The following is a 12925-nucleotide window of genomic DNA, read 5'->3' as shown; positions in this document are numbered from 1 at the left end:
CCGGGATCCGCCGCACTCGTTCCGGACCGCGTGCGCCGCACCCCCGCCGCCCCTCCGAGAGGGGCGTTGACATCTCCACTGTGGTGTATTTAACATCCCTGAGACGGAAAGCGCTTTCTGTACCAGGCCACCGCCCGCTCCCGACGAGGGATATCAGGTCGGACATGACTCAACAGGCAGAACAAGCTCCCCGCGCCCCGCAGGCACGAGCGCCAGACACGTTCCGCAGGTCCCGCATCCGCCGCCCACTCAGCTCGTTCGCGCTGGTGTACCCCCTCGTTTTCCTCGCACTGCTCGCGCTGTCGTGGTTCCTCGTCACCGCCGGGGGACTCGTCGAGCCCTACATCCTCCCGTCCCCCGTGGACACGTGGAAGGCGTTCGCTGACAACACCGCCTACCTGTGGACGCACACGGTCGTCACCACCGTGGAGACCGTCGTCGGCTTCGTGATCGCCTCCCTGGTCGGCGTGGCCGTCGCCGTGCTCATGGTCTACTCCCCCACGGTGGAGAAGACCTTCTACCCGCTCGTCCTGTTCGCGCAGGTCATTCCGAAGATCGCGATCGCGCCGCTGTTCGTCGTGTGGCTGGGCTTCGGCGCCAGCCCGAAGATCTTCGTGGCCGTGCTCATGGCCTTCTTCCCCGTGGTCATCTCCGGCATCAGCGGCCTGCGCTCGGTCGACCCCGAACTCCTCGAACTCACCTCCACCATGGGCGCGTCCCGGATCAGGACCTTCTGGAAGGTCCGCTTCCCCGCGGCGCTGCCCGAGCTGCTGTCCGGGCTCAAGGTCGCGGCGACACTGGCGGTCACCGGCGCGGTCGTGGGCGAGTTCGTTGGCGCCAACTCCGGCCTCGGCTACGTGATCCTCCAGGCCAACGGCAACATCGACACCGCCATGCTCTTCGCCGCGCTCTTCATCATGTCGGCCCTCGGTGTCCTGCTCTTCGCCGTCATCCAGATCGCCGAGATGTTCCTCATCCCTTGGCACGCGTCACGCCGCAACCGAGGCTGACCACCCCTCGCCACGAAGGACTCCCATGGCCACTCGCATGTTCCCCGTTCCCAAGCGTTCGGCACTGGCCGCACTCGCCGCCGCGTCCGGCGTCCTCTCCCTCGTCGCCTGCTCGGGCGGAGGGGGCTCGGACGGCGGCGGCGACGAGGTCACGTTGCAGCTCAACTGGTACCCCTACGGCGAGCACGCCCCCTTCTACTACGGCGTGGAGCAGGGGATCTTCGAGGAGCACGGGATCTCGCTCACGATCGAGGCCGGGCAGGGCTCCAGCAGGACCGTGCAGGCCGTCGGCCAGCAGAGCTACGACTTCGGCTGGGCCGACGCCCCCGCGCTGCTGGCCAACATCGACCAGGGGGTCGACGTCAGGTCCGTGGGCGTCTTCCTCCAGTCCACGCCCTCGGCGGTCCAGGTGTTCTCCGAAACGGGCATCACGGAACCGGAGGACCTCAGGGGCAGGACGATCGCGGTCTCCGCGGGCGACGCGGTCACGACCACCTTCCCCCTGTACCTGGAGGCCGTCGGACTCGCCGAGGACGACGTCGAACAGCAGAACCTCGACGCCGCCGGCAAGAACGCGGCGATGATGTCGGGCCAGGTCGACGGCCTCATCGGCTTCGCACACGACCAGGGGCCCAAGCTCGCCGAGGAGAGCGGCAAGGAGGTCAGCTACCTGCGCTACACCGACGCCGGACTGAACTTCTTCAGCAACGGCCTCCTCGCCCACACCTCCACCATCGAGGACGATCCGGATCTGGTCGAGCGGATGGTCGCCGCCACCTCGCAGGCCTACAGCGCCGCCCAGGAGGCGCCCGAGGAGGCGGTCGCCGCCATGGAGGGCCGGGATCCGCAGCTGCCGAGCGCGGAGGTGCTCCTCCACCAGTGGGAGGAGACCATCCCGCTGCTGCACACGGAGAACACCCGGGGCCGGGCTCCGGGCGTCACCGCCGAGGAGGACTGGCGCCAGACCATCGAGGTGCTGGCCGAGGCCGGGCTGGTCGAGGAGGCCAAGGAGACGAGCGCCTACTTCGACGCCTCGTTCACGGCGGAGGGGCGGTGAGCATGTTCGCCAGGGCAGCGGACAGCACGTCGGGAGAGGCGGGCGCGGACTCCCCCGAACCCGCGGGCCCGATGGTCGACGTCCACGGGGTCGACGTCACCTTCCGGACCAGGGCGCGCACGGTGCACGCCCTCAGCGGCATCGACCTGACCGTCGAACGCGGCGAGTTCCTCACCATCGCGGGGCCCTCCGGCTGCGGGAAGTCGACCCTGCTGCGGGTGATCGCCGGACTCACCGCGACGAGCGCGGGCGCAGTGACGTTGCGCGGCACCCCGGTCGAGGGGCCCCGACGCGACGTCGGCTTCGTCTTCCAGCGCGCCGCGCTCCTGGAGTGGCGCAACGCCCGCGACAACATCCTGTTCCAGGCCGAGATGCGCGGACTGCCCAGGACGTGGTCCCGTCGGCGGGCCGACGAACTCATCGAGATGACCGGCCTGACCGGCTTCGAGAAGGCCATGCCCTTCGAACTCTCGGGCGGCATGCAGCAGCGCGTCTCCCTGTGCCGCGCCCTGCTCCACGAACCGGACGTCCTCCTCATGGACGAACCGTTCGGTGCGCTGGACGCGCTGACCAGGGAGAACATGAACGTCGAACTGCGCCGCATCTGGGAGGCCACCGGCATGACCGTCGTGCTGGTGACGCACTCCGTGGCCGAGGCCGTCTACCTCGCCACCCGTGCCGTCGTGATGGGGCCGCGCCCCGGACGCGTCATCGAGGAGTTCACCATCGACATCCCGGGCCGCCGTGAGTACGAGCCCACGTTGGAGAACCCCGAGTTCCACAGGATCGCCGGACGCGTCCGCGAGCTGCTGGGCTCCACCGCCACCGCCGACTGAGCCCGTACAGGACCCGGAGCCGCGCGGGGATGCGGGGCCGGTCAGGGCCGGTCGGCGCGCGTCCCGGTCCGGGCCGCCAGGCGGATCCCCGGCCAGGCCCCCCGCTCGGCGAGCCGGGTCGTCACCTGCACGATGCCGTGCCGGACGACGGACACCGCGTCCCGCGGCTCGTAGTAGTCCGAACCGGCGCACACGGCGATGTGGCGTTCGATCACGGGGTCCACGACCCGCCGCACCATGAGGTCGGGGGCGCTGCGCAGCGCCTCGACGCTGGACAGCGGGAGCAGGGCGCAGGCCTCGCCGCTCTCGGCGATGCGCACCATCGTGCCCAGGGACTCCACGTCGGCGGCGATCGTGGGCACCGCGCCGTGCTCGGTGAAGACGCGGTCGATGAGCACGCGCAGGTTGCTGCGCGCCCCGGGGGCGACCAGCGGCACCCGGAGCATGTCGGCCAGGCTGATCTCCCCGTACGCCGCGGTGTCGGCGGCGGCCGGGCCCGCCTGGGCGGGCCCGGCGGCCCGGTCGTCTCCGGGCGGCTCCTCGTCGTCCGAGCGCCCGACCAGGTACAGCTCCTCGGAGTACAGCGGCGTCTCGGCCGGCCGGGGCGCCGCGTCGTCGCGGTACAGGACGGCCAGGTCCATCCGCCCGACCGTGAGCAGCTCCTGGATGTACCCGCTCACCGACTCGAACAGCCGCAGGTGGACGCCGGGGTAGTTCCGTTTCGTCCAGGAGAACAGCGCCGGAGCGAGGTGGACGGCGGCCGCGGTGGGCAGCCCGACCGCCACCGGACCGCGGATGGCCCGGGGCTCCTTGGCCACGTCCTCGGCGATCTGGTCGAACCGGCGGATGAGCTGCTGGGCGTCCCGGTACAGGGTCCGCCCCGCCGGTGTGGGAACCACACCGCGGGGGCCGCGCTGCACGAGCCGCACGCCCAGTTCGCTCTCCAGCTGCCTCATCCGCTGGCTGACCGCGGGCTGAGAGACGAACAGCGCCGAGGCCGCGCGGGTGAAGCTCCCGCTGTCGATGACCGCGATGAAGTCCCGCAACTGGGCGATGTCCACTGGCTGTCCCCTCGGCCTACACGGTCCGGTCCCTCCCCTCGGCGCGCCGCAGCAGTCGGCGGGCGCGTTCCACGACCGGCCGGTCGATCATCTCACCACCGCGCTGAACAGCGCCCCCGTCCCCCGCAGCGAGTACCCCGCGCGCCCATTCCAGCTCGGCGGCGTCGGGGGCGAAGGCGGTGTCCACCGGCGCGACCTGGGCGGGGTGCACGCACAGCTTGCCGCCGAACCCCCAGCGGCGGGCGCGGACGGCGTCGCGTGCCGCGGCCGCGCCGTCGCGCACGTCCGTGGTGACGCCCTCGACCGGCGGCGGCAGCGAGCACGCCGCCGACCAGCGCACCAGGTCGCTCCGCGACGGGTCGAGCGCGGCGTCGTCGGCGGTGCCCAGGTCCAGGGCCAGGTCGATCCCGCCGAACAGCAGCCGGACCGTCTCGGGGCGGCCCGCGATGCCGGAGAGCTCCACCAGCCCGCGGGCGGACTCGATCAGCGGCAGCACCGGCGCCCCGCCCGCCTCGGCCGCGGCGCGCACGTCGTCGCCGGACTCGGCCTTGGGCAGGACGACGGCGTCCGGCCCCAGCTCACGGCACAGCCGCGTGTCGGCGGCGAACTCCGCGGTGGTGCGCGCGTTGACGCGCACGGCCACGGCGGGGGCTCCGCCGGAGGGGGGACGGGCTTCGGCGACGCCCGGCCACCCGGCCCGCAGCGCTTCGCGCGCGGCCTCCTTGCCGTCGGCCGGGACGGCGTCCTCCAGGTCGATGATGACGGCGTCGGCGCCGCTGAGCACCGCCTTGGCGAACCGGTCGGGGCGGGACGCGGGCACGAACAGCCAGGTGACGGCCGAGGCGAGCGCGTCCGCGCGCGCGGCGGCGTTGGTCCGCGACGCCATCAGACCACCCCGCCCGACCGCAGCTCGCCGGTCTCCTCGGCCGTCATCCCCAGCTCTCCGAGGATGGCGTCGGTGTGCTCGCCCAGGCCGGGGACCGGGTCCATGCGGGGGGCCGGGTCGCGCGGGCCGGGCGGCGCCAGCGCCGGGACCCGCCCCGTAGGCGTGTCCACCTCGTGCCAGCGCCCGCGCGCGGCGAGCTGCGGGTGGTTCCACACGTCGGCGAGGCTGTTCACCCGGGCGTAGGCGACCGGGACGGCGGCGAGCAGGGAGGTGGCCTCGTCGCCGTCCAGTTCGGCGAAGCGCCGGGCGATGACGGCCCTGAGCGTGTCGCGGTTGGCGCTGCGGGCGGCGTTGGTCGCGTAGTCGGCGTCCTCGGCGAGCGCGGGGCGCTCCAGGAAGCGCTCGCAGAACGCGCGCCATTCGCGCTCGTTCTGGATCGCCATCAGGACCACCTGCTCATCGCGCGCGACGAAGGGGCCGTAGGGGTAGATCGTGGCGTGCGCCGCGCCGGCGCGCGCCGGCGGCTCCTGGCCGTCGTAGGTGTAGTAGAGCGGGAAGCCCATCCACTCGGCGGTGGCCTCCAGCATCGACACGTCCAGGTGGGTGCCCTTCCCGGTGCGTGCGCGTTCGAGCAGCGCGCCCAGGATCGAGCTGTAGGCGTACATGCCCGCGGCGATGTCGGAGACCGAGATGCCGACCTTGGCCATCTCCTCTCCGCTGCCCGTCACCGACAGCAGCCCCGACTCGCTCTGCACCAGCAGGTCGTAGGCCTTCATCGTCTCGTAGGGGCCGGGGGAACCGTAGCCGGAGATGTCGCAGACGATGAGCCCGGGGTGGCGCGCGTGCAGCTCGGCTGCGCCCAGCCCGGCGCGGGCCGCGGCCCCCGGCGCCAGGTTCTGGATGAAGACGTCGGCGCGTGCCAGCAGCCGGCGCAGCACCTCGTTGCCGCGCGGGTCCTTGATGTCCAGCGTCAGGGACTCCTTGTTGCGGTTGACCCACACGAAGTGCGAGCTCATGCCGTTGACGCGGGAGTCGTAGCCGCGGGCGAAGTCGCCCGTGCCGGGGCGCTCGACCTTGATGACGCGGGCTCCCATGTCGGCCAGGTGGCGGCTGGCGTAGGGAGCGGCGATGGCCTGCTCCAGGGAAACGACGGTGACACCGCGAAGCGGCTGCATGGTTTCTTCTCTCCTGCGTGTGTGTGAAGGTCGGGCGCGCCACGCGTGCGGGGGGTGCCGGGAGCCGCGTCCCCGTGGGCCGCCGCGTGCGCGGCGGCCCACGGGGACGGTGGCCGCGGCTCGCGGCGGTCGTCCCGGCTAGGTCGTGCTCCTTGGAGCATTTCGGGCTCGCGACCACCGGGCTGCCTCTCGCTGCGCCGGTTTCGCTTGAAAAGCCAACCAGGCTGACCTACGCGAACCGTCTTGCGAGAGATTGCCCGGACGGCCGCTCGCTGATCCGAAAGCCTCCGCGGAACACTCCCTAGACGACGAAGCTGATGCCCACGACGATGACCAGCGAGACCACCGAGGCCAGCGAGGTCACGAAGGTCAGCGCCTTGAGCGTGCCCCGGGTGGTTACGCCGAGCAGCGACTGGAACATCCAGAAGAAGTTGCTGTTCACGTGGAGCGCGAACAGGGCGCCCGCGCCGATGGACAGCCCCAGGACCGCGGGCGGCAGGTCCAGGCTGCCCATGATCGGGGCGAGGATGCCCGCGGCCGCGATGGCGGCGACGGAGATCGAGCCGATGGCCACGTGCAGCACGGCCGCCACCAGCCAGGCCAGCAGCACCGCCACGAGAGTCGGCGTGCCCGCGTCGGCCGAGAACAGGCCGCCCAGGACCCCTTCGAGGGCCGTCTCGCCGATCACCGCGCCCAGCGAACCGCCGACACCGGTGACCAGCAGGATCTGCCCGGTGGTGTTGAGTCCCTCGCCCAGCGCGTCGTTGGTGCGCGCGTTGCCCAGCACTCCCCGCGACAGCACGTAGGCGCCGAGCAGGCCCACGAAGAGCGCCAGCACCGGGTCGCCGAAGAAGGCGATCACGGGAGACGTCACGCCCGCGGCCTCGGCGATCGCCCCGGCGGCGATCATGACCAGCGGGATGAGGATGGGCAGCAGGGAGACGTAGAGCGGCGGGGTCCGCGGCGCCGTCTCGGGGACCTTCGCCGTGCCGTCGCCGCCACCGCCGTCACCGGCTCCACCAGCGCCGCCGCTGCCGCCGGGCGCGGCGCCCGCGGGCTGCACGGCACCGGCGGGCTCGCGCTCGCCGACCGCCGCCGGGGCGGTCTCGTCCTTGTCGGGGTTCCAGAACCCGACCTTCAGCAGGAGCCCGTAGAGGAACACGGTGAGCACCGCCGTGGCCAGTCCGACCCCGAAGCCGTAGAGCAGCATCGTGCCGAGCGGGACGCCCAGCAGACCGGCGATCGACACGGTTCCCAGACCGGGGATCACGAACACGTAGCCGACGAGGATGCCGGTGCTGAGGGCGCCGCCCATCATGCCGACGCCGTTGCGGCCCAGGCTGGGCGCGGCGGAGCGGGCCAGCGGGGCGGCGAGCACGAGCTGCACGTCCACGTAGATGGACGGGAAGATCGTGCTCAGCACGGAGGCGAGCGCGTAGGGGAGCCGCCTGGGACCGAGCAGTCTCAGCAGCAGCTCCACCAGTTTCTGCAGGGCGCCCATGCGGAACAGCAGCGACCCCAGGAGGACGCCGAATCCGATGAGCAGCCCGACTTCGGTCATGATGTCGCCGAAGCCCTGGGCGATGGTCGAGATGGTCTTCTCGAACCCCAGCCCGGCCGCGAGTCCCAGGTAGATCGACCCGATCACGAGTGCGATCACCGGCTCGACGCGGGCGGCCAGGATCAGCAGCACCACGCCGATAATCGCTATCGCCGTGTGCGCCACGACCAAGGTGTCAGTCATCTGGCTCTTTTCCGTTCATACCTGATGGGGGGCGGTGTCAGGCTCTGGGCCACTGAGGCGGACCGCGACCGGTCCGGTCTCTCCACCGCCTGAGGCCGCGCGAAAGCGCGGCCGCCTTGGCGGAAACGCTCGCACATCCGTGCTGGAAAGATGTGACCGGGTCCACCCCGACGTGCGCCGGGGCCGTATCGCGGGCGCGTCGTCCCGCGGAGGGCCGCGAACGGCACTGCGCCGCGCGGCGGCGGGTGGACGCGTCGCCCTGTGGTCCGCGCCACAGACCTGACCATGCAACACGAAGTCGGGGCCGCCTGGTAGGGGCCCGTCCCCATGGGGCTCATAAGCAGGGCTTATACCGGCGCAGCGGCCCGGGACGGCGGGGTGTGAACCCACCACCCCTTGGCCCCCGACCAAGGGGCACAGCCACGAAACACCCTTGGCAGGGGCCGTCGCACACGGAATCCGTGTCGCGCCCCGGCTGACGCTGTCAGGATGCGCCCTCGACGCCGTGTTCGAGCAGGTCGAACACGGCGTCGAGGGCGGCGCGGGGGTCGGGTTCGTCGCTGAGGAACTGCGGGATCTCAAGGACGTAGCGGGCGACGGCGCGGGCGGTGAGATCGCCGGGGTCGCGGCCGAGCCCGGCGGCGATGGCCTCGGCCAGGGGTTCCTCGCAGCGAATCCACAGTTTGCGTGAGTAGTCGCGCAGGGCCGGGGTGTTGACGATCAGTTCGGTGAGCCTGCGGGCCTCCGGGGTGGGGTCGGCCACGAACGGCCCGCGCCCGGCCATGAAGTCCCGCAGCGCCGCCATCACCGACACTCCGGCGGGGCGTTCACGCACCGCGGACAGCAGGCTTTCCCGACGTTCGACGCCATCGTCGAACATCAGCGCCTCCTTGCCGTCGGGGACGTGTTTGAACACCGTCGGACCCGAGATGTCCACCGCGTCGGCGATCTGTTTGACGCTGACCTGGTCGTAGCCCTTCTCCAGGAACAGCCGCTGCGCGGCCTCGGCCAGCGCCCGGCGAACCTGGGCCTTCTTGCGTTCCCGACGTCCGGGCGGCTCAACAGACATGCCACCACCCTAGCACATGACTTAACTCACTAAATATATTAACTCAGTTGTTTTTTTAATCAGGTTGTGTTTTCCTGGGCGGGTCAGAGCTGGACTCACCGCAGCGAGGGGATGATCGAGATGAGCGGCAACGAAACGGCACCGGTACTGATCGTCGGCGGCAGCCTGGTCGGGCTGTCCGCCACGGTGTTCCTGGCCTGGCAGGGCGTTCCGGTCGTGGTGGTCGACAGGCACCGCGGCAGCTCCCCGCATCCGCGGGCGATCGGTTTCACCACCCGTACGGTGGAACACTTCCGGCAGGTCGGGGTCGAGGTGCCGCCGTCGCTCCAGGGCATGAAGCCGCCGCGGCGGGCCCGGGTGGAGAGCCTGACCGGGACCTGGTTCGAGGAGTACCCGTGGACGCCCGGTGGCAGGGGCGCCTACGGCGCGGAGGACTCCCCGGTGCACGCGATCGCGGTCACCCAGGACCGGCTCGAACCCCTCCTGCGTGACCGAGCGGTCGAACTGGGCGCTGACCTGCGACTGGGCACCGAACTGCTCGGCTTCGTCCAGGACGCCGACGGCGTGACAGCCACCCTGCGCCGCCGCGACGACAGCCACGAATACCGCCTGCGCGCCCAGTACGTGGTGGCCGCGGACGGCGCGACCAGTGCCGTGCGTGAGGCGCTGGGCATCGGCCGCCACGGGGCGGGTCCGCTGTCGGTGCAGCGCAGCATCCTGTTCCGCGCCCCCTTGGACGAGTACCTGCGGCACGGTGTGGTCCAGTTCGATATCGAGCAGCCCGACCTGAAGGCGTTCCTGACCACCTATTCCGACGGGCGCTGGGTGCTGATGCTCAGCGACGACACCGAGCGTGCCGCCGACGAGCAGATCCAGGTGGTGCGGCAGGCGATCGGCCGCACCGACATCCCCATCGAGTTGGTGACCACCGGCCGCTGGGACCTGGCGGGGCTCATCGCTGACCGCTTCTCCGACGGCCGGGTGTTCCTCGCCGGGGACGCCGCCCACCAACTGCCGCCCAACCGCGGCGGTTTCGGCGCCAACACCGGTATCGACGACGTGCACAACCTGGCCTGGAAACTGGCCGCCGTGCTGACCGGGAGATCCGCGCCCCGACTGCTGGACACCTACGACGCCGAACGCCGGCCTGTCGCGGACCTGCGCCACGACCAGCTCTTCGCCCGCGCCGACTACAAGGCCCACCTGGCGGCCCCCAGGACAGACGTGCCGGTGCTCGACGACGCGTCCATCGAACTCGGCCATCTCTACCGCTCGGCCGCGGTCCTGGGAGCGGACGCCGACCTGCCGCCCGCGCGGCGACCCGACCAATGGGCCGGTCAGCCGGGCACCCGGGCTCCGCACCTGTGGGTCGCCGTCGACGGCGGGGAGAGCTCGACGCTGGATCTGTTCCGGCGCGACTGGGTGCTGCTGTCCGAAGACGACCGCTGGGCCGCCGCTGCGGCCCGCGCCGCCGAGCAGCTGGACATCCCAGTCACGTTCGTGCACATCGGCACCGACGCGGAACCGGTGGAGCCCGACGCCTTCCGCACCGCCTACGGCCTTGAATCCCACGGGGCCGCCCTGGTCCGCCCCGACGGCTACATCGCCTGGCGCACCATCACCGCCCCGTCCGATCCCGCCCAAGCACTCAACGCCGCGTTGAACGCCACCGCTGTGCCCACCCACGCCGTCGAGGCAACAGCAGGCGAGGCCTGGTCATAACCGCCACCACACTCGGACAACGCCTCCGCCGCCTCGAAGACCTCGAAGCGGTCCGTGACCTCTTTGCTCGTGGACGAGCGGGCTGAGCTGGCTGACCCGCGCTTTTCAGCGTCGGAGACGTCCACTACTCGGGGGGACGTCCGACCTCGTGTGCCCACCCGCCCCCGGTTCAACCCACCTGGGAAGCAGCGAGGGGCCCACCGAATGGTGGACCCCTCGCTGACCTGCTATTCCTCTGTCGGGACGGCGGGATTTGAACCCACGACCCCTTGACCCCCAGTCAAGTGCGCTGCCAAACTGCGCTACGTCCCGTCCGTTGCGCGAACGCCGTTCCCAGCGCCGCCAACAGGTGAAACTGTATCGCATCCGGCAGGGCTCTCGAACCGGATATCCGGCCGCGGGCACCAGGCGCGGGGGGCTCTCTCAGGGCACCAGCCCCTCGACGAGGGCCTCCTCGTCCTCACCCGTGTGCACGACGACCGCTCCCGGGACCGCGAGCATGTCGACCAGCATCTGTCCCTCGGGGGCGATCCACCGCGCCGTGTCCCAGGACACCGACTCGCCGAAGGGCGCCACCGCCACCTCGGTCCGTCGGTCGTCCGCCGCGAGGGGGGTACGCGTGCGCGGGACGAGCACCACGTCCTCCAGCGCGACCACGTTCGCCATGCTCGCGTACCCGCCCAGGAGGCTCTCCGTGTCCGCCGTCGCGGTGATCCCGCCCGAGGCGTCGACGCGGTGGAACAACGAACCGTCGTGCAGACTCTCACGGAGCACACCGCCTGCGGTGTCGACCTGTACCACGCTCTCCTGCTCGTAGCCCCCGTCCCTGCCCCAGTCCTCGTCCGCCACGAGTTCGGGGAGGAGGTCGAGCCGCTCCCCGGTGGCGACGTCGAGCACGCGCAGGGCCGGATCGGCGTCGTACTGCTCCAGCGCGATCACCGGGGTGCCGTCTCCGGCGGGCACGGGGCCTCCGACCGGTTCGGGTGCCGTCTCTTCCGGAGCGGTGATCCACTCGTGGCGCCAGGCCTCCTCCCCGGTGGTGAGGTCCACCGCCGTGACCGCGACCTCCACCCGGTTCCCGCCCGAGAAGAGGTCGAAGAAGGTCGAGTAGTCCGAGTGGTCCCCGAACCTGCTCTGCCTCTCGGGGGCGCACCCGTGCAGGGTCACCAGCAGGTCGCCGTACCGCAGGGGGTCCTCGTGGCGGCAGGCCAGGCCGTCGTCGGCCTCCACCAGCGTGCGCGACCACAGTTCCCCGTCGCCGTCCAGCGATCTCGCGGTCAGTGTGAGCGAACCGCCGGGTCCGGTCCGGACGAGTCCGATCCGGGCCTCGGGGGTCATCGCGACGAGGTTTCCCCACCCGTCCGACTGGAGCGCGGTGTGCTCACCGGTGACCTCACCGGTCGCAATGTCGAGCACCGCAGTGGTCCACTCCACCGGTTCGCCGTCCGCCTCGGGTTCGGCCCCTTCCGGCAAGGTGCCGCGGACGTAGCGCACGTACACGTGCGCGTCGTCGGCCCACACGCTCCGGCTCCGGTCGCGCGGGCGCCGGAAGGACCACCGCTCCTCGCCGGTCTCCCCGTCCAGGGAGACCGCGCCGTCGCCGAGCAGGACCAGGGGCCCGTGGGTGCCCGCGCGGACCTCCTCGATCCGCGTCCCCATCGGGGGCGCCCAGCTCCACCCCACCCGGCTGACCGTCTCCGGCACCGGCGGCGGGTCGCCGCCCTCCACCGCGGTGGTGTGCGGTTCCCGGGGGAAGGCCGTCACACCCACCAGCGCGCTGACCAGCACGACGGCGAGGACGCCCGCCGCGGCGGAGGGCAGCGAGCGCCGCAGGGGCGCCAGCCTCTGCGGCTGCACGGACGCCAGCATGGACAGGCACCCCAGTACGACCGCGCAGACGACGAGCCACATGGCGGCCGCCGCGGGCGAGGGATCGTAGTGCCAGGCCGTCTCCGCGGTCGCCTCGAAGGAGTCGCGCGGGAAGCCCGCGACGGCCGGGTACACGCCGCCGAGGGCGGCCAGGGCGAGCCAGACCACGTACGCCCGACCCTCGGGCTCGTCGTCGAGGCGGCGGGAACGCGTCAGGTTCCAGCGGATCCCGTAGAACAGGGCCATTCCCGCGACGGCCACTCCGGGAACCCACCAGCCGCCGGTCTCCTCCAGCAGGCCGTCCTCGTACCTTCCCCAGTTCCGGACCACCGTGGCGGCCGCCAGGAGCAGGGCGCCCATGAGCATCCCCGACCCGGCCCACGCCAGGGCGTTCCCCACGCGTCGGCGCCGCTCCGGCGCCCCTGCCCCGTCCACTGCTCTCCCCGGCTCCGGGGCCGCGCGCCGGAGCCGGCGGCGCCGTGTCCGCGCGGCCGCA

10 protein-coding genes and 1 tRNA gene are annotated in these 12925 nt (G+C 71.9%); 4 read left to right on the top strand and 7 right to left on the bottom strand.

Annotated features, from left to right (window positions below):
- Nucleotides 1-266 precede the first annotated feature (266 nt).
- The 3 genes from AC0VX6_RS09905 to AC0VX6_RS09895 are packed head-to-tail and all read left to right on the top strand — an operon-like array spanning nucleotide 267 to nucleotide 2903.
- On the top strand, nucleotides 267-1010 hold the full coding sequence (locus tag AC0VX6_RS09905) for an ABC transporter permease (protein WP_274977236.1): 744 nt from the start codon (nucleotides 267-269) through the stop codon (nucleotides 1008-1010).
- 25 nt (nucleotides 1011-1035) lie between these two features.
- Nucleotides 1036-2067, top strand: coding sequence for an ABC transporter substrate-binding protein (locus tag AC0VX6_RS09900; protein WP_274977235.1), 1032 nt, complete (start codon nucleotides 1036-1038; stop codon nucleotides 2065-2067).
- A gap of 2 nt (nucleotides 2068-2069) precedes the next feature.
- A complete protein-coding gene (locus tag AC0VX6_RS09895) occupies nucleotides 2070-2903 on the top strand; it encodes an ABC transporter ATP-binding protein (protein WP_274977234.1) in 834 nt (277 codons plus the stop codon).
- Between the two features lie 41 nt (nucleotides 2904-2944).
- Here AC0VX6_RS09895 and AC0VX6_RS09890 read toward each other — a convergent pair whose 3' ends face one another.
- The 5 genes from AC0VX6_RS09890 to AC0VX6_RS09870 all read right to left on the bottom strand — a co-directional run bounded on the left by AC0VX6_RS09890 (nucleotide 2945) and on the right by AC0VX6_RS09870 (nucleotide 8838).
- A complete protein-coding gene (locus AC0VX6_RS09890; protein ID WP_475468271.1) occupies nucleotides 2945-3964 on the bottom strand; it encodes a LysR substrate-binding domain-containing protein in 1020 nt (339 codons plus the stop codon).
- 16 nt (nucleotides 3965-3980) lie between these two features.
- Complete coding sequence (locus AC0VX6_RS09885; protein ID WP_274977232.1) at nucleotides 3981-4850, bottom strand: HpcH/HpaI aldolase/citrate lyase family protein; 870 nt, start codon at nucleotides 4848-4850, stop codon at nucleotides 3981-3983.
- Nucleotides 4850-6025 (bottom strand): CaiB/BaiF CoA transferase family protein, encoded by a 1176-nt coding sequence (locus AC0VX6_RS09880; RefSeq protein ID WP_475468269.1) that lies wholly within the window; start codon nucleotides 6023-6025, stop codon nucleotides 4850-4852. The genes AC0VX6_RS09885 and AC0VX6_RS09880 overlap by 1 nt, the downstream gene beginning before the upstream one ends.
- A gap of 301 nt (nucleotides 6026-6326) precedes the next feature.
- Nucleotides 6327-7769: a GntP family permease gene (locus AC0VX6_RS09875; RefSeq protein ID WP_475468268.1), complete on the bottom strand. Its 1443-nt coding sequence runs from the start codon at nucleotides 7767-7769 to the stop codon at nucleotides 6327-6329.
- Between the two features lie 484 nt (nucleotides 7770-8253).
- Nucleotides 8254-8838 (bottom strand): TetR/AcrR family transcriptional regulator, encoded by a 585-nt coding sequence (locus tag AC0VX6_RS09870; protein ID WP_274977229.1) that lies wholly within the window; start codon nucleotides 8836-8838, stop codon nucleotides 8254-8256.
- 120 nt (nucleotides 8839-8958) lie between these two features.
- Between AC0VX6_RS09870 and AC0VX6_RS09865 the strand changes: the two genes are divergently transcribed.
- Nucleotides 8959-10560, top strand: coding sequence for an FAD-dependent monooxygenase (locus AC0VX6_RS09865; RefSeq protein WP_475468266.1), 1602 nt, complete (start codon nucleotides 8959-8961; stop codon nucleotides 10558-10560).
- Between the two features lie 238 nt (nucleotides 10561-10798).
- Here the strand turns inward: AC0VX6_RS09865 and AC0VX6_RS09860 are convergent.
- Both AC0VX6_RS09860 and AC0VX6_RS09855 read right to left on the bottom strand, forming a co-directional pair.
- A tRNA-Pro gene (locus AC0VX6_RS09860) sits at nucleotides 10799-10872 on the bottom strand.
- 111 nt (nucleotides 10873-10983) lie between these two features.
- Complete coding sequence (locus AC0VX6_RS09855) at nucleotides 10984-12864, bottom strand: hypothetical protein (RefSeq protein WP_274977227.1); 1881 nt, start codon at nucleotides 12862-12864, stop codon at nucleotides 10984-10986.
- Between the last annotated feature and the right edge of the window lie 61 nt (nucleotides 12865-12925).

The organism is Nocardiopsis sp. iso_25, assembly GCF_056173305.1.
The sequence above is the reverse complement of the archived record's forward strand: the minus strand, read 5'-3'. Positions and strand labels throughout refer to the sequence as shown.

Bases quoted from the DNA above. Each gene is read 5' to 3' on its own strand.
- AC0VX6_RS09900 (WP_274977235.1), top strand. From the start codon at position 1,036: ATGGCCACTCGCATGTTCCCCGTTCCCAAGCGTTCGGCACTGGCCGCA.
- AC0VX6_RS09895 (WP_274977234.1), top strand. From the start codon at position 2,070: ATGTTCGCCAGGGCAGCGGACAGCACGTCGGGAGAGGCGGGCGCGGAC.
- AC0VX6_RS09885 (WP_274977232.1), bottom strand. From the start codon at position 4,850: ATGGCGTCGCGGACCAACGCCGCCGCGCGCGCGGACGCGCTCGCCTCG.
- AC0VX6_RS09880 (WP_475468269.1), bottom strand. From the start codon at position 6,025: ATGCAGCCGCTTCGCGGTGTCACCGTCGTTTCCCTGGAGCAGGCCATC.
- AC0VX6_RS09875 (WP_475468268.1), bottom strand. From the start codon at position 7,769: ATGACTGACACCTTGGTCGTGGCGCACACGGCGATAGCGATTATCGGC.
- AC0VX6_RS09870 (WP_274977229.1), bottom strand. From the start codon at position 8,838: ATGTCTGTTGAGCCGCCCGGACGTCGGGAACGCAAGAAGGCCCAGGTT.
- AC0VX6_RS09865 (WP_475468266.1), top strand. From the start codon at position 8,959: ATGAGCGGCAACGAAACGGCACCGGTACTGATCGTCGGCGGCAGCCTG.